Origin of the sequence: Micromonospora sp. DT46 (genome assembly GCF_049841735.1) — a bacterium.
Taxonomy (GTDB): Bacteria; Actinomycetota; Actinomycetes; order Mycobacteriales; family Micromonosporaceae; genus Micromonospora; species Micromonospora reichwaldensis.
Genome location: NZ_JBNCKW010000003.1, coordinates 358,517 through 381,574, shown reverse-complemented (window position 1 = coordinate 381,574; position 23,058 = coordinate 358,517). Strand labels below are relative to the sequence as shown.

The window sequence follows — 23,058 nt, the reverse complement described above, 5'->3', positions numbered from 1 at the left end:
CCTGGCACAACGACCTCGGCTTCGCCGCCTCGCCGTACGGGAACTCCGTCGTCATCGCGACCGGATTCACCGACCCGACCCGGGTACGCTTCGCCGACCTGGACAACGACGGGAGGTCCGAGCTGATCCAGATCCAGGCCGACGGCCAGATCAGGGCCTGGCACAACGACCTCGGCTTCGCCGCCTCGCCGTACGGGAACTCCGTCGTCATCGCGACCGGATTCACCGACCCGGCCCGGACCGTGTTCACCGACCTGGACGATGACGGCCGGTCCGAGATCGCCCTGATCCAGACCGACGGCCAGATCAAGGCCTGGCACAACGACCTCGGCTTCGCCGCCTCGCCGTACGGCTACACCGTCGTCATCGCGACCGGATTCACCGACCCGGCCCGGACCGTGTTCACCGACCTGGACGATGACGGCCGGTCCGAGATCGCCCTGATCCAGACCGACGGCCAGATCAAGGCCTGGCACAACGACCTCGGCTTCGCCGCCTCGCCGTACGGCTACACCGTCGTCATCGCGGCCGGGTTCACCGACCCCGCGAGGGTGCGGTTCATGGATCTCAACGAGGACGGCCGCTCCGAGATCGCGCTGATACAGACCGACGGGCAGATCAAGGCCTGGCACAACTACAGGGGCTTCGACACCATGCCGTACGGCGCCGCCCAGGTCATCGCGACCGACTTCCTCGACCCGGCCCGCACGATCTTCATCTGATCCGGGCTCGGACACCAGCACCACGAGCAGGGCGCTGCTCGGCGCGGCTACGTCGGTCCGGTGAGCTCGGGGCCGGTCCTTTCGCGCCGCCGGGTCCGCAGCCGCGCGGCCACCCTCAGCGGTGAGCCGGCGTGGTCGTCGACTCGCACGGAGGCCGCCGCCGCCCAGTCGATCTTCGTACGGCGCGGTGCGGCCGGCGTCGACGGTACGACGCCGGCCGCAGCCGACCGCACGGAGCCGACCCGGGCCGCGACGTTCCTGCTCGGCCCGGAGCCCAGCCCCGGCGCCGTGGACGTCGTCGCCGGTCATCCCCTGTGCGGCGACACCGCAGGCCAGCGCCGCAGTGATATCGCCAGGCCGGTTCCCTGGCCGCGGTCGCCCCGTCGTGGACGCCGGCCGCTCCGCGGCTCGGGGCCGGCCGGGCGCACCAGGTCGTCTCGGCTGGGTGGAGCCGGCGGTCGGCCGTCCGCGGTCCAGGGGCCCAGGAACGGCCTGGCCTGGGCGTTCTCGATGCGCCCGACAGTGCCGGTGTGCTGCCGCCGCATCGCCTGCGGATCGCGGTGCCTCCGCGACGCGTGCGCCCGCCGGGGTCGCCGGGCCCGCGGTCGTCCAGGGACCAACACGTCGTGCGTTCCACCCGTCGACAGCAGCCTCCGCACGGACGCCGTCGCGGTGCGGCCCGGCTCCACGCGCACGCACGAGACGGCCGGTGACACGCCACCTTGTTGCGCATGACGTGCCACCGGCCAGGGTCTACGCCGCGGCCACCGCACGATCTCCGGTGGTCCTCACGGACTGTCGACGATCGTGCGGTGGCCGCCCTCATGCCCTCGCCACGCCTCACACGTGGCGTCCGGGGTCAGCCCGTCGTGCCGGCCGAGTGGTGTCGCGCGACCTCGTCGGCGGTGAGGGCATGGTCGTAGACGGCAACCTCGTCGAGCAGCCCGGAGAGCCTGGCACCGGCATCGTCACCACGGGCCCCCAGCTTGAGGCTTCCGGCCCCGTCGGTCGGGCTCACCTTCGTGGCGGCCGAGCCGTCGGGTCGTCCGTCGAGGTAGACCGTCAGGGTCGACCCGTCGTAGACCACGGCCACGTGATGCCACTTGTCCGGCGTGACCACCGTCTGCCCTTCGACCGACGCCAGTTGCCCGGCTGCGCCCAACGTGAGGGCGCTGATCCTGCCTCCGGGCAGGACGCGCAGCGCGTAGCCGTTGTAGGCGGGCGCGTCGTACTTCTCGACCACGCCGTACTGACCGCAGACGTCGTTGAGATTCACCCACGCCTCGAGGGTGAACGAGCCGCTGACGCTCACCGAGGCCGAGTCCGGTACGGCGACGTAGCCGCCGGTCAGCTCGGCGGCGGTATCCGGATCGCCCGTCAGCGCGCCCGGGCGGCCCAGTGCCACCGCGTCCGCGTACGCGCCACGGTTGCCGGTGCCGGAGGAGTCCTCGGCGCTCGTGCCGGATCGCTCACCCAGCCGCCAGTAGCCGACCGGCTTGTCGGCCAGCACCTGCGCCGCGTAGGAGGACTGGGCGATGGCCGCCAGCTGCCTGCTCGTCGACGGCTGCCCGGCTGCCGAAACCGCCGGAGCCGGCGCTGAGCTGCCCTGCACCGCACTCCCACCCGAGCGCTGCGCACTGGGCGAGGGGCCGGGGTTGCCGAGCACACCCTTGACGTAGTGCGAGTCGATCTGCCCCGGACTCAGGGCCTTGTGGTAGATCGCGACCTCGTCGAGGTCGCCGAAGAAGCGGTCCGCCGCGTCGTCTCCACGGGCGCCAAGCTTGAGGCTGCTCCTGCCGTCGGTAGGCGCCTTGGCCACCGGGGTGGACGTCTGCAGCTGCCCGTCGAGGTAGGTCCGCAGCGTCGTCCCGTCATACGCTGCCACCACGTGGTGCCATCGCACCTGCTGCACGCTGCGCGGGCTGGACGCGCCGGACTGCGCCTCGTCGGCGATCGTGAGCGCCTGCAGCTTGTTGCCGTTGACCAGGCGCAGGGCGTAGCCGTTGCGCGACGGCAGGCAGTCGCCGCCGTCGTACTTCTCGACGATGCCCTGCGGTCCACCCGCCGCGTCCTTGACCCACGCCTCCAGCGTGTAGGCCCCGGTGACACTGAGCGAGGCGCTGTCCGGAATCTCGGCGTAGCCGTCGTCCAGCCGGACCGCGGTGTCGGCGGAGTCGGCGATCGCCCCTGGCTGGGACCGACCGACGCTGCCACGGTAGGCACCAGCGTTTCCGTTGCCGGAGGCATCGACCACCGGCTGGCCCTGGGCGTCGCCGAGCCGCCAGTAGCCCACCGGCGCGTCCCGCTTCACCAGCGCGGCGTAGTCAGCCGGATCCGGTCGGGCGACCCGGACCGACAACGAGGTGGTCCGCGCCGTCCCACCGGACGGACGGGTGACCACGTCGATCCGGTAGCTCCCGGGCGCCGCATCGGTGGGGATCCGGACCGAGGTCGCGAGCTCGGACCAGGCCAGTCTCTGGTTGCTGCTCACGCGGAACGGCAGCTTCGGGTCGCGCACCGTCCACCCGGTCGGAACACCGACACCGACGGTGCCGCCGACCGTGCCCTGCCCGAGCGCCTCGACCTCCAGGTCCAGCGCAAACGTCTCACCCGGCTCCAGCAACATACGCGGGGTCGTCACCTTCGTGGCCTCCGCGCTCGGCGCGGTGGCCACCTTCACCGCCCGGTAGGTCGCCCGGACCGTGACCGCCGTCGTCGGCCGGCCGAGGTCGACCAGCTCGCGCTCGGCGTCAAACGTCACCGAACGGCCGTCGACGGTGACCCCGGTCAGCCGGTGACCGCGCGGCGCACGCAGGTGCAGCACCACGTCCGTCAGCGGCGCCCGTCCGGTGGCCGCGCGCGGTGGGTCGACCCGCACGGTCAGCCGGCCGTCCGTCAGCTCCGACGAGGAGGCGAACCCCACGGGGCCGAAGGACGTCGGCAGGTCGGCGACCTCGATCCGCTCCCCGTCCGCGAGCCAGGGCCGCGGCGTGGCCGGCGCCAGGTGCAGCCGGGTCGGCACGCCGTCGGCGTTCAGGTCCTCGCTGACCAGCAGGCCGCGCACCGCCTCCAGATAGGTGGCGTTGTTCGGCGACAGCGGCGGCCAGTACTGCGACCGGTAGTACTCACCGAACTGCGGGCACGGCGAGATCGTGGCGCCCTCGCCGCCGACGTAGGTGTGCGGCGTGAAGTTGTGCGCGAGCATCCCGTAGAAGCTCAGGTCGAGGCGATCGGACTCGGCATTGTCGGCCAGGAACCGCATCAGCGAGTAGCCGTACTGCTGGTCGATGCCGCTGGACTTGTATCCAGGCACCGCCGGCCACTGGTTGTGCCGGATGTTCTGGCAGACGCCGGGATCGGCGGTCGAAAGGTTGAACCTGGTCAGGCCAAGGAACAGCGACCCGTGCTTGTAGAGGTAGTCCCGTAGTCCGGTCGCCGTCGCGCTGCCCGGCTCGAACAGCCCGGTCGCGAGTGCGTACGGCATGATCAGGTTCCAGTAGCTGCCGAGGAAGTCGGTGGTGACCTTGTCGTACGGCTTCGACGACGCCGGATCCAGCAGCGCGATCGGCACGAACACCGAACCGTCCGGCAGCACCGTCTTCGACTTCTCCACCGCGCCCAGCAGTGACGCGCGCAGGCCGGCCGCCTCGTCGAGGAACGGCTTCGCCTCGTCGGCACGGCCCATCAGCCGCAACGCGACACCGACGTCGCGCAGTCCGCGCCAGACCTCCGACTGGTGGTGCAGGCCGTAGACCGGCTCCGGAATGTCGGAGGCGTAGCGGGTCTTGGCCAGCAGACCGTTCGGGTCCGCGACGCGTTGCCGCTTGAAGTCGGCGAGCCAGTCACGGAACGTCGGCAGGTTCTCCAGCAGCAACGACCCGTCGTTGCTCTGCAGGTAGTACGTCGCCACCGTCTGCAGCTTGATCCCGCGCTCCCAGGACACGAAGAAGCTGCCCTGGCCGCGTCGCAGCATCTCGGTGAGGTTCGCGCGCGCCTTGTCCTGGTAGCCGAAGTCCCCGAGCGAGGTGACCGTCGCCGCGATCTCCGGCACCCAGGCGAAGGACTTGTCCAGCGACTCGTAGCCGTTTCCGACGGTGAGGTTGAAGCCCATCACCAGGTTGTTCAGCAGCGTGCTGCGCATGGCGTCCGCGGCGTACCGCTCCGGAAGCCGGACCTTGGCGCCGGCGTTGAGCTGCGCCGTCCAGTAGGCGCCGGTGCGGGACTTCGCGGCGTCGTAGAGCTTGGCCGACGGACGGTCGGCGGGCAGTTCGGCCGGCTCGTTCGGCACGACCAGATAGAACTCGGCCTTCCCGCGGCTCAGGTCGGGCGTGAAGCTCAGGTCGGGCGCGGACCAGGTCGCCGCACCGCTGTACGCGACCACGGTCTTCCCATCGAGGGTCAGCCGTCCGGGCGTGGCGACGACGTCCGCCACCTTGTCACGGCTCACGTTCAGCCGCAGCCTCGGGCGCGCCTTCGCCGGCCCGCTGACGACGAACCGGAGCATGCTGACTGCCGGGCCACCCGGGGTGAGCTCGGTGACGAACGACTCGCGCTCGTAGCGGACCCCGGCGGCGTCACGATACGAGTTGGCGAGGATCGGCAGGTATCCGCCGGTCAGGCGGGGGGCACCCGACCTCGCCTCGGCCTGGCCGTAGCGCTCGGCCCCGTCCGCGCCGACGAAGAAGCGGACGCGCTGGGTCGCCCGCGAGTCCGACCATTGCGACATCAGCTCGCTGCCGTCGGCGACGTGCAGCGAGAAGTCCCGCTCCTCGGCCCACCGGGTGGGGTCCGGCGCCGGGTAGGTGAAGGGCAGGTAGTACCAGGGCGAGGCGGCGTCCGTCGTGCCACCGTGGTTGGCCGGCACCAGCAGCGGCTTGACGTTGGTCAGGGTCGGACCGTCGGGCAGGCCGAGCAACTTCTCGCCCCAGTGGTCGGATCCCTGCTCCAGCGCGTGGTTCACTCGATCGGCGTAGCCGTCGGGCAGGGTCAGGTCATCGCGGGGGCCGGACTGGCCGTGAGCCTTCTGCTCGCCGGCCGCCCGCTCGCCGGCCGCCTGGACGCCGGCCGCCTGGACGTCCTCGGATTCCTGCGCCAGCAGGCCGGCCGCCAACGTCACCACCGTCAGCAGCGACAGCGCGGCCCTCGATCTCGATCTTGTGGCCATTCGATCCACCTTCGTGTGGAGTACTGCGAATACTGGACTAGTCCAGTAACTCTGGAGCACCCTCCTCGCCGGTGTCAACACTCCGACTGCCCACCCCTTTCACGAGGGCGCGTCACGACGATCGACCCGAGCGCGGGCTGTCTGCTGTGTACCGTCCCGGCTCCTGGAGAGACTTCCCGGATTCGGAGGAACCGCCAGACAGCAGAAACGGAATCGAATCCTCAGTGCTGCGGGAGCGAGCGGTGCGGATGGTCGAGGAGGTGTGCAGATGTTCGCCGAACAGGGCGTCGAGGGAACTGCGCGTGCGCTCCGCCCTGCGGCCCGCACGCGCGTTCAACCCCGATGAGCAGGATCGCCGGTCAGGAAGATGTCCCCACTCACGGCAGTACCGGGGTGACGGGCTAGGTCAGCACGCCGCCACTCTGCCGGCGCCCGCGCGGCAGCATGATTTCTCACCCCACGCCACGGCTCTGGTTCAACCGGCGGGTTCCGGCGCACCTGCTGCCGAGCAGCGACGACCGCACCGCCGCAATCGATGCGGCCTTTCGGCCACAGCCTGGGCGCCTTCGACGCCCGGCAGGACCCGAGGGGATGTTCGCGCAGCTCGGACAGGGTGACGGCGTCACTTGGCGTTGTATTGATCGAGAGTGAGGGCGCAGTAGATCAACACGGACAAGATGCCGTCTGAGCTGCCCGTTCGTTGGTGGTCGATGGTCAACGTTCGTTGCTTCTGGTCCACCTCTGACGGCCTGGAAACGGCATGATCTTGGGGCTCGCTCGGGCTCCCGACCCCTCGCTTGTAAGAACTGCGCGCCTCGTCTACCTGCGTCCGTTCACGTCGTCGACGTCGGCTGATCTTCCACGGCATGCGCGCCCCGGTCGTCTCCGTCCGAGCCCGTTGCTGTCACCGTTGCTGTCGACAGCCGCCCCGCCCGGTGGGGTGGGCGCAGCGATCCTCGGACCAGCCCTGACCGAGCCCTGACCGCACCAGCCGACGGCCTTGCTTTACAAACCGTCGGCTTACCAGTCACCATCACCCCGCACCTTCTGACTCAGGGCCCTCGACGACCATGACCCTTTACCAACGCCGTCGGTTCGGTCATGGACTGACGGCTTCTGGAGGTAGAGCATGCTCTTCAAAGCCATCGTCACAGTGCTGATGGTTATTGTGGGCCTGGCTGCAATAATTTGGGTTGCCAACTGGCCCTTCAACACCCCGGGGGAGAAGGACCTCACTGCCGAGCAACGCCGGATTAATGCCGCGCACAATCGGCGTCATCACCGCGCTGTGATACGCGGGATATTGCCCATTCTTGCCATCGTGTTCGGAATTGCATCGGTGAGCCTTTTGTCAGGCCCGAAAAGTGATCCGTTCGCGGCGGTAGTCATGGGCGTCTGTTCGGTTGTGTGCGCCGGCGTGTTCGGTGCCCTGATCAAGAGGGGGCGCAGGCGGCGGCCTTCGACACGGCGATGAACTCGTTGGCTCAGAGCAGAACCTCACGCTTGTCCATCCTGGAGCGACCAGCTTGCCATCCCGATGCTCCTATGGAGGTCAAGGGGTGAGGGCGGCGAAGTCTGCGCGTAGGGCGGTGTAGACGTCGCGGACGATGTAGCGCTTGAGGCAGCGGAGGATCTCTTGCTTGCTGAGGCCTTCGGTGATGCGTCGTTGCTGGTAGGCGCGGGTGCGTTGGTCGTAGCGCCGGCGGCAGAGGGCGATGGTGTGTAGGGCGTGGTTGGCGCCGCGGTCGCCTCCTCGGTGGAGGCGGTGGCGGCGCACTCGTCCGGAGCTGGCGGGGATGGGTGCTGCGCCGCAGAGGTGGGCCAGGGCGGCTTCGGAGTGCAGCCGGTCGGGGTTGTCGCCGGCGGTGGTGAGCAGTTGCGCGGCGACGTCGGTGCCGACGCCGAACAGGGCGCTGGTGTGTGGTGCGGCTTGGCGGACCAGGGGTGCCAGCTGCCGGTCGAGAGTGGTGATCTCCTCGGTGAGTGCGACGACCCGTCGGGCGAGTCCGGCCAACGCGGCTGCGGTGGCGTGTTCCGGGTCGTTGAGGCGGGTCGGGTCGATGGTGAGGGCGGTGCAGCGTGTGACCAGGACGGCTCCGCTGAGCTTGGTCAGCTTCGCCCGCAGAACTTCCGGTGCGGCGGCGACCAGGCCGCGCATCTGGTTGATCGCCGCTGTGCGGGCCTTGACTGCCCCTTGGCGGGCTACTCGCAGGGCGCGGATGGCTTCGACCGGGCCGGTGCGGGTCTTGGGCGTGCCCATGGTGGTGCCCGCGAGGGTGGCCCGGGCGGCGGCGATGGCGTCGATCGGGTCGGACTTGCCTTTGGTCCGGCGGGTCCTGCGATCCGGGCGGTCGACCTCGACAACGGTGATCTTTTGGCTGGTCAGGTGGCGGGCCAGGCCGGCGCCGTAGCTGCCGGTGCCCTCGACCCCGACGGCTTTCAGCCGGCCGAACGAGCGCATCCAGGCCAGTAGGTCGGCATATCCGGCGGCGGTCGCCGGGAACTCAGCGTCGCCCAGGAGCCCGCCCGTGCTGTCGATGACCGCCGCGTGGTGGGTGTCGCGGTGCGTGTCAACACCGCCGATGACCGATCGCTTCTTCGCTGCCATGCTGGTGAGGTCCGCCCTTCTCGGTCGCGTCGAGAACACGTGGACACGTCACCGGTCAGGCGATGCGGACAACACAGTGGTGGGCGCCTCTCGCACAGGCTCCTATCAAGTCACGACGCCTGGCCGGTGACATGCAGATGTCGGGGTCACCGAGTCGGCCGACGAATCGGGATAAGGACAGCAAGCGTCGGTCTGCCGGTGAGTCAGACCAACCCGGCGACCCACCCCACCATCCTCACTGTCTGCCATCGACCCGCCCGTCTGAGGAGCGGGCCGCCGCCCGGCCCGCCACGTCAAGACGGCCTTGACGGCTCGTACGGACGCTGGCGGGTCGGGCGGTGGTCTGCTCGGCTTGCCCGGGTCGATGGCAGGCGGGATGGCTCCCACCGCAACCACCCACGGACCGTGACCCGCCGGCGGAGCCCCGGCCATCCTGGAGCCGGAGCGGCCCCGCCGGAGGCGCAGTAACCGCAACCCCGCCACCGCCGCCAGCTCGCCGACGCGGCCGGCGTGCGCTCCCTTACACCGCGCGGGCTCGTGGCCGCGCGGCCCGGCCGGCTGCCGGCCCAGCACACCACCGGTCAACGGCGTGTCGTTCTGCGGCGGGCCACCGGGCTTCCCCGCTGTCCGCGCCAGCCGCCGGGCGTCAGGCGTGACGGCCGCAGAGCGACAGCGGCATCGGCCTGCGCGCGCCCAGGCGGCGGCGCGTGCGGCCCGTCTCGGGCCGCCTTGAAGACGTACAGAAAGTTTGAACCACATCGCCGGCAGCCGGCTGTCCGACTCCGCTTGACGCGTTACGCGGTGGCTTCACTTTATGGGTGACGGCGTTGGCTGGCTCGGGAGGAAAGGACGCTACGGTTTCTGGGTGTCTATTGACCTTGAGGCGTCGGTGCCAAGTCCGGTCCTGCTCGCTGACGTGTTGATTGCCGCACGGAGCACCCTGGCGGAGCTTCTCGGCGTGGACGCGACACCGGAACTGAGCATGATCGTTGACCGACGTTACGAGCAGGGGCGTCGTGTCAGTGCCGGCCGGCGGCTTGGTGAGGCCCAACTGCTGTCCACCACCATCGGCGACCCCATCGAGCCGGAGTCCAACGGTTCGCCTGGCTCGATCCACTACGAGATCGATATTTCGGGCTGCAATGACGGCATATGGCTCATGGTCATCGACCATGCTCCAGTGGCCGGCGGCGAGGTCGAGGCGGTCTTTAGTCCGTACCGCACCTGTGTGAGTGTTGTCGTAGCGACGGCCATGGCGCTTGCCGTCGCTGCGCTCGGGGGCGGAGAGTTCATCGACGAACAGATCCAGATGCTGCGGCCTGGTCACACGGACCCGCGCCACGTCGTCACGGTGACTCGACTACCGCATGAACCGGGCGACTTCGCCCAGAGATGCGAGCGCTACCTACGGCAGTTCCCGCACCTCGAAGACTGGCCGCGCAGCGTATCGATGCCCTAGACGGGACGTGCAAGATCGTCTAGCCGGACGTGTTACAGATCAAGTGACACTGATCCGTGACGCATCAACTGAAGCTCGACTGAAGTGACCCCTGAGACCGGACACCTCCTGACTTGGCATCCTGCCGAGGAGGAGGAAACCGCTGTGGCTCGACAGAGCAAGTACCCCGAGGAGTTCCGCCGCCAGGCTGCGGCGTTGGTGCTCGACTCGGGTCGCACGATCCGTGACGTGGGCCGGGAGTTGGGTGTCAACCACGAGACCCTGCGCAACTGGGTTGCGCAGCTGCGGCAGGAACGCGACGGCGGCCGGCTCGGTGATCTGGCCGCTGACGAGCGGGCTGAGCTGCTGCGGCTGCGGCGTCAGGTCGCGCAGCTGGAGCTGGAGAAGGAGATCCTGAAAAAGCCGCGGTCTTCTTCGCACGCGAGACGGAACGGTGAACCGGACTGAGGTGTACCGGTTCATCGACGCGGAGAAGACCACCTACCCGGTCCGTCTGCTCTGCCGACTCCTCGGCGTCGGCCACAGCGCCTTCTACCAGTGGCTGCGCGACGGCCGGCAACGCGCCGCCGACCGGGAACGCCACGACCAAGCCCGGGTCGAGGTCACCCGGCGGGCGTGGTCGGAACACCGCGGCGTCTATGGGGCCCGTCGGCTCACTGCCGAGCTGCACGAGCGCGGGCACCGGTGGAACCGCAAGGCGGTAGCGAGGCTGATGCGCCTGGCCGGGATCGAGGGCGCCCACCGGCGCCGGCGCGGCAAGCCCCGCCGCAAGTCCGCAGGGACCGCCACCGCGCCGGACCTGGTGCAGCGACAGTTCACCGCGACTGCGCCGAATCGCCTATGGGTAGCCGACATCTCCTACCTGCGCACCTGGGAAGGCTTCCTCTACCTCGCGGTCGTAGTCGACGCCTACTCCCGCCGAGTCGTGGGCTGGGCAATGGCCGACCACCTACGCACTGAACTGATCCTCGACGCGGTCGGCATGGCCATCCAGCACCGCCGACCCGCCCGCCACCAAGTGATCCATCACTCCGACCGCAGGACCCAGGCAGTACACGTCGTTCGAGTTTGGCCGCACCCTGCGCTCCTGCGGCATCCTGGCCTCGATGGGTTCGGTCGCCGACTGCTACGACAACGCCCTCGTCGAAACGTTCTTCGCCACCCTGAAAACCGAACTGGTCTACACCCGGGCCTGGCCATCGCGGCACGAGCTGGAGATGGAGATGTTCTCCTACATCGAGGGCTTCTACAACCCTCGCCGCCGGCACAGCCGTCTGGGTAACGTCAGCCCTGACACCTACGAGAAGATTCACCGAGAGTCCCTGACACACATTGAGGTGTCCGGCCCATTGGGGTCACTTCAACCCGTCTCAGTAGCTCGCCGCCTGGGCGACCACGCCAAGCAGTACGCGCCCGTAGAGGTCACCTTGCCGTGGGGAAAGATGGCGGGCGCCCCCATGACAGTCACCCTCTACTTGACGACCGCTGACGGCCTGCCACTCAGCCGCTCGAAGTTCAACCCCGGCATCTGGAAGCCCGCGATCCGAGCCACGGGCATCCCTGACGACCGCCGCAACGGGATGCACGTCCTTCGGCACACCTACGCCTCAGTCCTCCTGGACGCCGGGGAGAGCATCACGGCCCTGTCGACCTACCTCGGCCACGCCGACCCGGGATTCACCCTGCGGACCTATACGCATCTCCTGCCGACCAGCGAGGACCGCACGCGCCGAGCCATTGATGCGGCGTTCGGTGAGGACCAGGCCGCCGAGAACGGCCCGGAAGCCGCTGACGGCCTGGAGGCGGCATGATCATGGTTCAGCAGTCCTGCGGACGATTTGAACCGCTCAGGGCACTTACGCCCGTCACTTGGCGTTGAAGTAGCTCGCCTCCGGGTGGTGCACCACGATCGCGTCGGTCGCCTGCTCCGGCATCAGCTGGAACTCCTCCGACAACTGCACGCCGATGCGCTCCGCGCCCAGCAGCTCCACGATCTTCGCCCGGTCCTCCAGGTCCGGGCAGGCTGGGTAGCCGAACGCGTACCGGCAGCCCCGGTAGTCGGTGCGCAGCAGACCCGCCAGATCCGCCGGGTCGTCGTCGGCCACCGTACGGCCGCCCGGCAGGGTCAGCTCGGCGCGGATCCGCCGGTGCCAGTACTCCGCGAGGGCCTCGGTGAGCTGTACGGACAGCCCGTGCACCTCCAGGTAGTCGCGGTACTCGTTGCGGGCGAACATCTTCGCCGTGTACTCGCTGATCGGCTGCCCCACGGTGACCAACTGCAACGCCACCACGTCCAGCTCGTCGCCGCGCGGGCGGAAGAAGTCGGCCAGGCAGAGCCGCCGCTCCTGCCGCTGCCGGGGGAAGGAGAACCGCGCCCGCTCGGAGTGCCCGTTCTCGTCCAGCACCACCAGGTCGTTGCCCTCGGCGTACGCCGGGAAGTAGCCGTACACCACGGCCGCCTCCAGCACCTGGTCGGCGATCAGCCGGTCCAGCCAGTAGCGCAGCCGGGGCCGGCCCTCGGTCTCCACCAGTTCCTCGTAGGACGGTCCCTGCCCGCTGCGGGCGCCCCGCAGGCCCCACTGCCCGAGGAAGGTGGCCCGCTCGTCGAGCAGCGCCGCGTAGTCGGCAAGCGGCACGCCCTTGACCACCCGGGTGCCCAGGAACGGCGCGGCGGGCACCTCCACGTCGGTGGCCACGTCGGAGCGCACCGAGGCGTCGTCCAGCTCCGGCAACGACTCGCTGACGATGGCGCGCTGCCGCTCGCGGCGCGCCCGCCGGGCCGCCAGGGCCGCCTCCCGCTCCGCGTCGATCACGGGCGCCCCGCCGCGCTTGGCCGTCATCACCCGGTCCATCAGCGACAGTCCCTCGAACGCGTCCCGGGCGTAGTGCACCTGGCCGGGGAACATCGCCCGCAGGTCGTCCTCGACGTACGCCCGGGTCAGCGCCGCGCCGCCCAGCAGCACCGGCCAGCGCTCCGCGACCCCGCGCGACGCCATCTCGGCGAGGTTCTCCTTCATGATCACGGTGCTCTTGACCAGCAGGCCCGACATGCCGATCGCGTCGGCCCGGTGCTGCTCGGCGGCCTCCAGGATCGCGTTGATCGGCTGCTTGATGCCGATGTTGACGACCTCGTAGCCGTTGTTGGACAGGATGATGTCCACCAGGTTCTTGCCGATGTCGTGCACGTCACCACGCACCGTGGCCAGCACGATGCGGCCCTTGCCGCCGTCCTCGGCGGTCTCCATGTGCGGCTCCAGGTACGCCACGGCGGTCTTCATCACCTCGGCAGACTGGAGCACGAACGGCAGCTGCATCTGACCGGAGCCGAACAGCTCGCCGACGACCTTCATGCCGTCGAGCAGGATGTCGTTGATGATGGACAGCGGGCTGCGCCCCTGCGCCATCGCCGCGTCCAGGTCGGCCTCCAGGCGGTTGCGCTCGCCGTCGATGATCCGCCGCTTGAGCCGCTCCTCCAGCGGCAACGCGGCCAACTCCTCCGCCCGCCCGGCCCGCGCCGACGCGGCGTCCACGCCCTCGAAGATCTCGATGAACCTCTGCACCGGGTCGTAGCCCTCGCGGCGGCGGTCGTAGACGAGGTCCAGCGCCGCCTCCCGCTGCTCGTCGGGGATCTTGTTGAACGGCAGGATCTTGCTGGCGTGCACGATGGCGCTGGTCAGGCCGGCCTCGCGGCACTCGTGCAGGAAGACCGAGTTGAGCACCTGCCGGGCCGCCGGGTTGAGCCCGAACGAGACGTTGGAGATGCCGAGGGTGAAGTTGACGCCCGGCCAGCGGCGGGCGATCTCGCGAATCGCCTCGATGGTCTCGATGCCGTCGCGCCGGGTCTCCTCCTGGCCGGTCGCGATCGGGAAGGTCAGCGCGTCGATCAGGATGTCCGCGCGGTCCATCCCCCACCGCCCGGTGAGGTCGTCGATGAGCCGCCCCGCGACCCGCACCTTCCAGTCGGCGGTACGCGCCTGCCCCTCCTCGTCGATGAGCAGCGCCACCACGGCGGCGCCGTGCTCCTTGACGATGGGCATCACCCGGGCGTAGCGGGACTCCGGCCCGTCGCCGTCCTCGAAGTTGACCGAGTTGACCACGCACCGGCCGCCGAGCATCTCCAGGCCCGCCTCGACCACCTGCGGCTCGGTCGAGTCGAGCATGATCGGCAGGGTGGAGGCGGTGGCGAAGCGGCCGGCGAGTTCCCGCATGTCCTGGGTGCCGTCGCGGCCGACGTAGTCGACGCACAGGTCCAGCAGGTGCGAGCCGTCGCGGGCCTGGCTGCGGGCGATCTCCACGCAGGCCCGCCAGTCGCCGGCGAGCATGGCCTCGCGGAACGCCTTGGAGCCGTTGGCGTTGGTGCGCTCCCCCACCATCAGCAGGGAGGCGTCCTGGGCGAACGGCACCGGGTGGTAGACCGACGAGACACCGGCCTCGTGCCGCGGCTCGCGGGGTGCCGGGCGCGTGCCGTGCAGGCGCTCCGAGAGGACCCGGATGTGCTCGGGGGTGGTGCCGCAGCAGCCGCCCACCAGCGAGACGCCGTACTCGGTGACGAACCGCTCCAGCGCGTCGGCCAGCTCCACGGGGGTCAGCGGGAAGTACGCCCCGTCGGCGGTCAGCACCGGCAGGCCCGCGTTCGGCATCACCGACAGCGGAATCCGGGAGTGCCGGGACAGGTAGCGCAGGTGCTCGCCCATCTCGGCCGGCCCGGTCGAGCAGTTCAGCCCGATCAGGTCGACCCCCAGCGGCTCGATGGCCGCCAGCGCCGCCCCGATCTCGCTGCCCACCAGCATGGTGCCGGTGGTCTCCACGGCGACGTGGCAGATGATCGGCACCGTCCGGCCGAGCCGGGCCATGGCCCGCTTCGAGCCGACGACGGCGGCCTTGACCTGGAGCAGGTCCTGGCAGGTCTCCACGATCAGCGCGTCCGACCCGCCCTCGATCAGGCCCTCGGCGTTCTCCTGGTACGCGTCGCGCAGGGTCGCGTAGTCGGCGTGCCCCAGGGTGGGCAGCTTGGTGCCCGGGCCGATCGAGCCCAGCACGAAGCGGGGCCGCTCGGGGGTCGCGTACGCGTCGGCGGCCTCCCGGGCGAGGCGGGCCCCGGCCTCGGAGAGCTCGCGGATGCGGTGCTGGATGTCGTACTCACCCAGGTTGGCCAGGTTGGCCCCGAAGGTGTTGGTCTCGACGCAGTCCGCGCCGGCGGCCAGGTACGCCTCGTGCACCCCGCGCACGACGTCCGGTCGGGTGGCGTTGAGGACCTCGTTGCAGCCCTCGTAGCCCTCGAAGTCGTCCAGGGTGAGGTCGGCCGCCTGCAGCATCGTGCCCATCGCGCCGTCGGCGATGAGAATCCGGTCTGCCAGTACGTCGAGCAATGAGGTCCGCACAGGATCAGGTTAGTGCCGTCGCCGGCCGATGGATTCCCCCGCACGTGCCTTCCCACATTGTGTCAGCGGGATCACGCTGTCCGGTTCATCGTGGTATGGCCGACCGTCGCTGGGCTCGACCGGCGCGGCCGGCGGGCCGCATCCCGCCCCGACACGTAGGCTGACGGACGTGAAGGACTACAGCGACAGCACCACGCCCGGCGGGCGGACGACCGGGTCCGGTCCCGGCGCCGGCCCCGACGAGCAGGGTGAGGTGACGGCGTGACCGAGTTCGACGGACTGCCGGTGCTGCGGTCCCCCGTGGCGATCGCCGCGTTCGAGGGCTGGAACGACGCCGCCGATGCCTCCACCGCCGCCGTCGAGCACCTGGAGCAGGTGTGGCAGGCCCGGCAGGTCACGGAGCTGGACCCGGAGGACTTCTACGACTTCCAGGTCAGCCGCCCCACGATCACCATGGCCGAGGGCGAGACCCGCCGGGTGGAGTGGCCGACGACGCGCTTCATGGTGGCCAGCCCCGAGGGCACCGAACGGGACGTCGTGCTGATCCGCGGCATCGAGCCGAGCATGCGGTGGCGCACCTTCTGCGAGCAGGTGCTGGAGATCTGCCACAGCCTGGAGGTCGAGCGGGTCGTCGTGCTCGGCGCGCTGCTGGCCGACGTGCCGTACACCCGGCCGCTGCCGATCAGCGGCAGCGCCTCCGACGCGGAGGCCGCCCAGCGCTACCAGCTCACCCCCACCCGCTACGACGGGCCGACCGGGATCGTCGGCGTGCTGCACGACGCCTGCAACAAGGCCGAGGTCGACGCCGTCTCGTTCTGGGTCCACGTGCCGCACTACGCCAACAACCCGCCCTGCCCGAAGGCCACCCTCGCCCTGCTGCATCGCGTCGAGGAGGTGCTCGACCTGCCGGTGCCCATGGCCGACCTCGCCGAGGAGGCCGCCGAGTGGGAGCAGCGGGTGCGCAGCGCCGCCGAGCAGGACGCCGAGCTCGGCGAATACGTGCGCGAGCTGGAGGAACGCGTCGGCGACGCGGGCATCACCCCGCTGACGGGTGACGAGATCGCCCAGGAGTTCGAGAAGTACCTGCGCCGTCGCGGCGGCTCCGCCGGCCCCACGGCCGGCTCCTGGTAGCACCCATCCCCTGCCGCACCGGCCCCGGACGCGTGTCGTCCGGGGCCGGTCTTTTGGCGTGTCCGGGGTGGCGCGGTCACTACCCCTAGGGCATCCTAGGAACCTAGCTGTCATCGAGGAGGCGGGCATGCAGATCAATCCGGGGGCGGCCGAGTTCCCGCACCGGCAGATCGCCGCGCAGCTCAAGGCCCAGATCCGCCGCGGCGACTGGGCACCGGGCGAGCGGCTGCCGTCCATCCCGGCCATCGCCGAGATGTTCGGCGTGGCGAAGCAAACTGTGCAGCGCGCCGTCGACCAGCTGCGGGTCGAGGGCATCCTGATCACCAAGCCCGGCTCCGGGACGTACGTCCGAGGCACCCGGCGGCGGCTCAACCGGCTCTCCCGGGGCCGCTACGGCGGCTTCCGCGGCTACCACACCGACCTGGCCGCGCGGTACCGGCAGCAGCTCGTCTCCGTCGGCAGGGCCCCCGCCCCGCCGGAGGTGGCCGACGCGTTCGGGGTCGCCGACGGCACCGACCTGCTCTGCCGCCGCCACCTCGTGCGCACCGAGGACTCCCCCGTCGAGGTGGGCGCCTCGTGGTTCCTGCCCGCCGACACCGCCGGCACCTCGCTGGAGCGCGCCGAGGCATTCGGCCGACCGCTCTACCAGGAGGCCGAGGAGGCAACCGGCCGGCGGTACGTCTCCGCCACCGACACCATCAGCGCCCGCCAGCCCAGCCGGGAGGAGGCCGAGATCCTCCAGATCCGCCCCGACACCCCCGTGCTGCACCTGCTGCACGTGGCCTACGACGGCCACCGCAAGCCGATCGAGGTCGCCCAGGCCACCTGGCCCGGCCCGGTCACCACGCTGACCGAGGAGTACAAGATCCCCGCCCCGGCCCCCGCCCCCACCCCGGACCCGGGCCTCGTCCTCGGCTAACCAACCCTCCACCCCACCCCGTCGATCATGCACTTGGGGTGGGCGGCTACCGCCGTTATGCGCCTTTTGCGGGGCACCACAACTGCATGATCGACGTCGCGAGGGGCGGGGCCCACGGTCAGTCAGAGGCTGAGTCAGACCGACCGGGTGACCCGCTCCCACATCATCACTGTCAGAGGTGGATGCCGAGGAGGGCGTCCAGGGTGGCGGCGAAGAGGGCGGGGGCGGCCGGGTCGTCGGCGGTGCCCGCGAGGGTCGCCTCGGCCCATCCGTCGGCCAGCGCCAGGGCGCCCGGCGAGTCCAGGTCGTCGGCGAGGCGGGCGCGTACGCCGGCCAGGAACTCCTCGCCCGACGGACCGGCGGGCGCGGCGGCGGCCCGCCGCCAGCGGGCCAGCCGCTCCAGCGACGTCGCGAGCAGCTCGTCGGTCCAGGCGCGGTCGGTGCGGTAGTGCCCCGAGAGCAGGGCCAGCCGGACCGCCATCGGGTCGACCTGGTCGGCGCGCAGCCGGGAGACGAAGACCAGGTTGCCCCGGGACTTCGACATCTTCTCGCCGTCGAGGCCGATCATGCCGGCGTGCACGTAGTGCTGCGCGAAGGGCGCGGCGCCCGTGAGCCGCTCGGCGTGCGCGGCGGAGCACTCGTGGTGGGGGAAGATCAGATCGTTGCCGCCGCCCTGCACGTCGATCCGGTCGCCGAGCAGGTTGAGCGCGATGACCGTGCACTCGATGTGCCAGCCGGGACGGCCGGCGCCCAGCTCGCCACCCGGCCAGGACGGCTCACCCTCGCGGGCGCCCCGCCACAACAGCGGGTCGAGCGGGTCGCGCTTGCCGGCCCGGTCCGGGTCGCCCCCGCGCTCGGGGAAGATCTCCAGCATCTGCTCCCGGGTCAGGTTCGACTCGTAGCCGAAGCGGGGGGTGGCGGCGATGTCGAAGTAGACGTCGCCGGTGCCGTCCTCCAGGCGGTACGCGGCCCCGTCCTTGAGCAGCAGGAGGACCTTGTCGGCGATGTCGGGGATCGACTCCACCGCGCCGACGTAGTGCGCCGGCGGGATGATCCGCAGCGCCTCCATGTCCTCGCGGAACAGCGCGGTCTCCCGCATCGCCAGGACCTTCCAGTCCTCGCCGTCCCGCTCGGCCCGCTCCAGCAGCGGGTCGTCGATGTCGGTGACGTTCTGCACGTAGTGCACGTCCCGGCCGGCGTCCCGCCACACCCGCTGCACCAGGTCGAACGCGATCATGGTGGCGGCGTGGCCCAGGTGCGTGGCGTCGTACGGGGTGATGCCGCAGACGTACATGGTTGCGGTGCCGGCCGGATCGCTCGGGTGGGCGCCCTGCCGCGCCGAGTCGAACAACGACAGCGGCTGGCCCCTGCCCGGCAGCCGCGGCACTTCATGTCCCGCCCAAGAGTCCATGACCGTCAGCCTAACCAGCCGGCGCGGCGCGGCAGGCCCGGCCCACAGTGATCAACATGACAGCGCCGAGGGACGGACCGGGCGCGCTCACATGGGGGGCCAGGGCACCGCAGGCCAGTCCCGCGACGGCTGCGGGAACAGGCCGGTGTGCCGCAGCCGGTCGACCCGGGCCGCCAGCTCGGCGACCTCCCGGAGGGTCAGGTGGTCGGCCAGCTCGTCGCCGAGTGCCCCGGAAAGCTGACCGGCGAGTGCGTCGAGCATCTCCACGGCGTCCGCCGGCAGTTGCCGGCCGGCCCAGCCCCAGAGCACCGTGCGCAGCTTCTCCTCGACGTGGAAGCTCACCCCGTGGTCGACGCCGTAGATCCGGTCGTCCGGACCGACCAGCACGTGCCCGCCCTTGCGGTCCGCGTTGTTGATCACCGCGTCGAGCACCGCGAGCCGGGCCAGCCGCGGATCGTCGGCGTGCGCCAGCGCGTACGGTGTGCCGTCGTCGTCGCGGGCCGCCGCGATCGGGAACCACCGGGGCGGCAGCGCGTCGGCCGGCACGAACCCGACCAGGGGCTCGGCCGCCTCCGGCTCGTCGATCCAGAGCTGACACGATCCCGGGCCGAACGGGCCGTCGCGCAGCACGGTCGGCGGCACCAGATCCCAGCCGGTGGCCCGGGAGACCACGTACGCCGAGACCTCCCGACCAGCCAGCGTGCCGTCCGGAAAGTCCCACAGCGGGCGCTCGCCCCGCACCGGCTTGTAGACGCAGCGGGCCGTCACCCCGTCGAGGGTCAGGATGCCGCGCAGGGTGGTGTTGGAGGCGTCGACGAGCCGCCCCTCCAGGTCGAGGTGACCGTCACGCAGCAAGCGGAGCGCGGCCTCGCCGTCCTGTCGGGGCTGGAGATCCGACGACGTCACCGGTGATAACCGTTGTGGCGCGGACAGAGATGACCGGCGGGGTCGAGGGGCTGGCCGCAGAGCGGGCAGGGCGGACGACCGGCGTTGACCACCCGCCGGGCCCGCTCGATGAACTGTCGGGTCGCCTCGGGGGTCAGCCGCACCCGGAGCCGGTCGAGGTCCTCGTCCGGCTCCTCGTCCTCGTCCTCGGCGTCCTCATCGTCGTCGTCGGGCTCGCCGAGCTCGACCTCGACCTCCGCCTCGCCCACGGCGATGGCCTCGATCACCACGGTCGCGGTGTCGACGTCGAACGCCAGCCCGAGCGTGCCGACCCGGAACTCCTCGTCGACGGGCGTGTCCAGCGGGTCGTTGTCGCCGACGACGGCCACCGGCTCGGGCAGGTCCACCCCGAAGCGGCGCTGCGCCTCGGAGAGCAGCTCCTCGAGCTTCTCGGCCAGCAACGACACCTGGACCTTCTCCAGCGCGACGCTGACCAGCCGGCCACCGCCGCGCGCCTGGAGGAAGAACGTGCGCTCCCCCGGCGGCCCGACCGTCCCGGCGACGAACCGCTCCGGCGGCTCGAAGGCGTGCACCTGGTGGGTCATACCCACGACCCTATCCGGCGCGCCACAGCGCCGCGCACCCCACCGACGCGAATCGCCGTACCCCCGCCGCGCCCGGCACACCGTGCGCCGCGCCCGGGCGTGGCGGCCGGCGAGGCCCCGGGCCCGCGCCGCAGCGTGGTCGCGGACGGGACTCTCGGCCCGCAGCGGCGCGCGGACTCCTCGTCGGCTGGGGCGAGCGTCGCGAGCGGGACGGCCGAGCGCCCCACCGGACGCGGCGCCCCGCCGCGAGGCCGTAGGTCAGGGCGCCGTCGGCCCGTCACCGGCCCGCCCCCGCGCCGCCGCCGACCGGCGCGTCGGAGTCGGCCGCGCCGGCCGCCCGCGTCGCCCGTCGGCGCCGCTTACGCGGCGGCGGCACCAGCCCGGCCAGGTCGCCGCCGGTGTCGTTGAGTCGCATCAGGAACGGCCGCAGCGGCGTGTAGCGGATCGCCGTCACGGAGGCCGGGTCGGCCACGATCCGCTGGAACAGATCCAGGTGTACGCCGAGCGCGTCGGCGACGATCGCCTTGATCACGTCGCCGTGGCTGCACGCCAGCCAGACCGCCTCGGGGCCGTGCTCCGCCGTGATCCGGGCGTCCCACGTACGCACCGCGGTGACCGCCCGCGCCGCCATCGCCGCCATCGCCTCCCCCTCCGGGAAGACCGCCGCGCTCGGGTGCTGCTGGACCACCGGCCAGAGCGGCTCCTTGGCGAGCTTCTTCAGCGGCTGCCCCTCCCAGGCGCCGTAGCCGCACTCGATCAGCCCCTCCTCCACCACCGGGGCGGCCCCGGGCAACGCCAGCTCCAGGGTCTGCCGGCACCGGATCAGCGGGCTGGTCACCACCGCCGCGAGCGGCACCGCCCGCAGCCGCTCGCCGACCGCGCTCGCCTGGGCCCGGCCCGTCTCGTCCAGTTCCACGGGCTGCCGGCCGGCCAGCCCGCCGTCGGCGTTCGCGGTCGTCCGGCCGTGTCGCAGAAGCAGAAGGGTCGCCACGGGACCACCCTATGACCTGTGTCCGGCCACGGGTGCCTCCCCGGTGCGCGGTATGACCCGCGCTCCCCCATCTGCGCTACGGCCCCGGGCCCGACTCACCTCGACGGCGCTGACCGCCCAATCGACGATGGCAGTCCCACACCAGGCGCAACACCCACGGCCCGCACTTATCCCGCACCGCCCCCGCGTCTGCCGGCCCCGCGCCACACCACGTCGGCGTCGGCGTCGGCGTCGGCGTCGGCGTCGGCGTCGGCGTCGGCGTCGGCGTCGGCGTCGGCAGATCTTGGAACGAGAGTGCCCCTCCAGGGGCCGATCCTTGCCAAGATCTCGCAACAGGGGCCGGCCCGACAGGCTCGACTAACCGTTGACCATGCCCGGGGGCACCAACGGACATCACTCGACGCCCGCATGTCCGGTTCATCCCCTCACACGCGGCTTCAGCAGCCCTCCACCCCGACCGATCGCCCTGTCCGACACCAATCCGGAACGCCCACCACGACCCGCACCACACCCGCCCGAAACGAGTCGACGACGAGACGCTTTGTCCGGTTTCAGGGTGTGACCGGGGGCATCGTGGGGGCGGAATCGTGGCCGGCCCCGGGTCGTTACACCATGCGTACGACCGAGTAAGGGCACGCCCCGCCTCCCGGGCAGGTGGTCAGCCCGGGCCCCGGAATGATGGCGGCCGGCCGGTCGTTACACATGGTCCCGGCCCACGTGCAGGGCATCCCCCTCCGCCCCACGCGGCCGACTCTGATCTTTCCTCCGGCAGGACGCCGGAGGTTCCCCGTTGTTCATCGAGCGCCGGACGGTGCTTGCACCCGCACACAGAGCCGATCCCCCTTCGGTGTGTGGTGCCAACCCCCGAATGGAGCGTCCCCCATGAACACGTTCATTCGTAACAGCGTTCTCGGTATTGCTGGTCTCGCGTTCGCCGGTGGTGTGGCCGCCGGCCCGATGACCGACAGCACCCCGACGACTGTCGACACCACGCCCGTGGCGGCTGTGGCCATGCAGGCTGACAAGCCGTCGGTCGACAAGGCCAAGCTGATCCCGCACGGTGTGCAGGGCACCCAGTCGCACGTCGACCTCTCGGACGAGCAGGTCGCCAACGTCAAGGCCATCATCGCCGCGACGAAGAAGGCCGGCATGGACGAGCGCGCCGCCGTCGTGTCGATCGCCACCGCCCTGCAGGAGTCGAAGCTGGAGAACCTCGGTCACCTCGGTGACCGCAACGACCACGACTCGCAGGGCCTGTTCCAGCAGCGCCCGTCCTCGGGTTGGGGCACGATCGAGCAGATCACCGACCCCGAGTACTCCACCACCGCGTTCCTGAAGGGTCTGAAGCAGGTCGACGGGTGGCAGGACATGCCCCTGACCAAGGCCGCCCAGACGGTGCAGGTGTCGGCGTACCCCGACCACTACGCCCAGTGGGAGCAGCAGGCCGCCGACCTCGTCACCGAGCACTGGAACAGCTGACACACAGACTTTCCACCACAAGGGGGACCGCCGGCCGGCACCGATCAATCGGTGCCGGCCAGCGGCACGTCCACACGACACGGCCGGCACCCCGACAGGGGCGCCGGCATCTCCACCTGAAAATCTTGGACAGTTACCGCTCGCACCCGACGACAACCGTCCAAGATCTCGACGTGAGGACGGCGAGCACGGCTTACGCGATCCGGCGAGAGAGAATACGCCCCTCGGCCTTCGGGTCGCCGGGGTTGTGGTCCGGGTGCGAATCGCGGCGCCAGATGCCAGAGCGCAAAGGCGCCAGGCAGG

General features: G+C 70.9%; 15 protein-coding genes and 1 pseudogene. 9 read left to right on the top strand and 7 right to left on the bottom strand.

Features of this window, described 5'->3' with window-relative positions; translation table 11 throughout:
* Nucleotides 1-722 (top strand): FG-GAP-like repeat-containing protein (locus ACLQ20_RS09645; protein ID WP_425855067.1); only part of this gene is annotated, 722 nt, incomplete at its 5' end.
* Between the two features lie 859 nt (nt 723-1,581).
* Here the strand turns inward: ACLQ20_RS09645 and ACLQ20_RS09640 are convergent.
* Nucleotides 1,582-5,886 carry a LamG domain-containing protein gene (locus ACLQ20_RS09640; RefSeq protein ID WP_425855065.1) on the bottom strand — a complete coding sequence of 1,435 codons (4,305 nt, stop codon included), beginning with the start codon at nt 5,884-5,886 and terminating at the stop codon, nt 1,582-1,584.
* Nucleotides 5,887-7,015: 1,129 nt separating this feature from the next.
* Here ACLQ20_RS09640 and ACLQ20_RS09635 point away from each other — a divergent pair.
* On the top strand, nt 7,016-7,360 hold the full coding sequence (locus ACLQ20_RS09635) for a hypothetical protein (protein ID WP_425855064.1): 345 nt from the start codon (nt 7,016-7,018) through the stop codon (nt 7,358-7,360).
* A 78-nt stretch (nt 7,361-7,438) separates the two neighbouring features.
* On the opposite strand, the gene ACLQ20_RS09630 is transcribed toward ACLQ20_RS09635, so the two are convergent.
* Complete coding sequence (locus ACLQ20_RS09630; protein ID WP_425855062.1) at nt 7,439-8,494, bottom strand: IS110 family transposase; 1,056 nt, start codon at nt 8,492-8,494, stop codon at nt 7,439-7,441.
* Nucleotides 8,495-9,359: 865 nt separating this feature from the next.
* Here ACLQ20_RS09630 and ACLQ20_RS09625 point away from each other — a divergent pair.
* From ACLQ20_RS09625 to ACLQ20_RS09610, 4 genes and pseudogenes are all read left to right on the top strand, one after another.
* Nucleotides 9,360-9,953, top strand: coding sequence for a hypothetical protein (locus tag ACLQ20_RS09625; protein WP_425855061.1), 594 nt, complete (start codon nt 9,360-9,362; stop codon nt 9,951-9,953).
* Nucleotides 9,954-10,037: 84 nt separating this feature from the next.
* Nucleotides 10,038-10,400 carry a transposase gene (locus tag ACLQ20_RS09620; RefSeq protein ID WP_425855059.1) on the top strand — a complete coding sequence of 121 codons (363 nt, stop codon included), beginning with the start codon at nt 10,038-10,040 and terminating at the stop codon, nt 10,398-10,400.
* Nucleotides 10,387-10,995, top strand: a pseudogene (locus tag ACLQ20_RS09615) (IS3 family transposase); the annotation flags it as partial. The gene ACLQ20_RS09620 and the pseudogene ACLQ20_RS09615, both read left to right, overlap by 14 nt.
* Nucleotides 10,979-11,764: an IS3 family transposase gene (locus tag ACLQ20_RS09610; RefSeq protein WP_425855362.1), complete on the top strand. Its 786-nt coding sequence runs from the start codon at nt 10,979-10,981 to the stop codon at nt 11,762-11,764. The pseudogene ACLQ20_RS09615 and the gene ACLQ20_RS09610, both read left to right, overlap by 17 nt.
* A gap of 54 nt (nt 11,765-11,818) precedes the next feature.
* Here the strand turns inward: ACLQ20_RS09610 and metH are convergent, their stop codons facing one another.
* Complete coding sequence (metH, locus tag ACLQ20_RS09605; protein WP_425855057.1) at nt 11,819-15,334, bottom strand: methionine synthase; 3,516 nt, start codon at nt 15,332-15,334, stop codon at nt 11,819-11,821.
* 261 nt (nt 15,335-15,595) lie between these two features.
* On the opposite strand from metH, the gene ACLQ20_RS09600 reads away from it, so the two are divergent.
* Nucleotides 15,596-16,465, top strand: coding sequence for a PAC2 family protein (locus ACLQ20_RS09600; protein ID WP_101409578.1), 870 nt, complete (start codon nt 15,596-15,598; stop codon nt 16,463-16,465).
* A 127-nt stretch (nt 16,466-16,592) separates the two neighbouring features.
* On the top strand, nt 16,593-17,384 hold the full coding sequence (locus ACLQ20_RS09595; protein ID WP_425855056.1) for a GntR family transcriptional regulator: 792 nt from the start codon (nt 16,593-16,595) through the stop codon (nt 17,382-17,384).
* A gap of 172 nt (nt 17,385-17,556) precedes the next feature.
* Here ACLQ20_RS09595 and mshC read toward each other — a convergent pair whose 3' ends face one another.
* The 4 genes from mshC to ACLQ20_RS09575 all read right to left on the bottom strand — a co-directional run bounded on the left by mshC (nt 17,557) and on the right by ACLQ20_RS09575 (nt 21,276).
* Nucleotides 17,557-18,795: a cysteine--1-D-myo-inosityl 2-amino-2-deoxy-alpha-D-glucopyranoside ligase gene (gene mshC, locus ACLQ20_RS09590; RefSeq protein ID WP_327028151.1), complete on the bottom strand. Its 1,239-nt coding sequence runs from the start codon at nt 18,793-18,795 to the stop codon at nt 17,557-17,559.
* Nucleotides 18,796-18,882: 87 nt separating this feature from the next.
* Nucleotides 18,883-19,701, bottom strand: coding sequence for an SCO1664 family protein (locus ACLQ20_RS09585; protein WP_425855054.1), 819 nt, complete (start codon nt 19,699-19,701; stop codon nt 18,883-18,885).
* Nucleotides 19,698-20,285, bottom strand: coding sequence for a DUF3090 domain-containing protein (locus tag ACLQ20_RS09580; RefSeq protein ID WP_151457714.1), 588 nt, complete (start codon nt 20,283-20,285; stop codon nt 19,698-19,700). The genes ACLQ20_RS09585 and ACLQ20_RS09580 overlap by 4 nt, the downstream gene beginning before the upstream one ends.
* A 277-nt stretch (nt 20,286-20,562) precedes the next feature.
* Nucleotides 20,563-21,276: a histidine phosphatase family protein gene (locus tag ACLQ20_RS09575; RefSeq protein WP_425855053.1), complete on the bottom strand. Its 714-nt coding sequence runs from the start codon at nt 21,274-21,276 to the stop codon at nt 20,563-20,565.
* Nucleotides 21,277-22,158: 882 nt separating this feature from the next.
* On the opposite strand from ACLQ20_RS09575, the gene ACLQ20_RS09570 reads away from it, so the two are divergent.
* A complete protein-coding gene (locus ACLQ20_RS09570; protein WP_425855052.1) occupies nt 22,159-22,755 on the top strand; it encodes a hypothetical protein in 597 nt (198 codons plus the stop codon).
* Nucleotides 22,756-23,058 lie beyond the last annotated feature (303 nt).

What these genes read in the sequence shown, in the direction of transcription:
- ACLQ20_RS09640 (WP_425855065.1), bottom strand. Translation starts at nt 5,886, where the DNA reads ATGGCCACAAGATCGAGATCGAGGGCCGCGCTGTCGCTGCTGACGGTG.
- ACLQ20_RS09635 (WP_425855064.1), top strand. Translation starts at nt 7,016, where the DNA reads ATGCTCTTCAAAGCCATCGTCACAGTGCTGATGGTTATTGTGGGCCTG.
- ACLQ20_RS09630 (WP_425855062.1), bottom strand. Translation starts at nt 8,494, where the DNA reads ATGGCAGCGAAGAAGCGATCGGTCATCGGCGGTGTTGACACGCACCGC.
- ACLQ20_RS09595 (WP_425855056.1), top strand. Translation starts at nt 16,593, where the DNA reads ATGCAGATCAATCCGGGGGCGGCCGAGTTCCCGCACCGGCAGATCGCC.
- mshC (WP_327028151.1), bottom strand. Translation starts at nt 18,795, where the DNA reads ATGGACTCTTGGGCGGGACATGAAGTGCCGCGGCTGCCGGGCAGGGGC.
- ACLQ20_RS09580 (WP_151457714.1), bottom strand. Translation starts at nt 20,285, where the DNA reads ATGACCCACCAGGTGCACGCCTTCGAGCCGCCGGAGCGGTTCGTCGCC.
- ACLQ20_RS09570 (WP_425855052.1), top strand. Translation starts at nt 22,159, where the DNA reads ATGAACACGTTCATTCGTAACAGCGTTCTCGGTATTGCTGGTCTCGCG.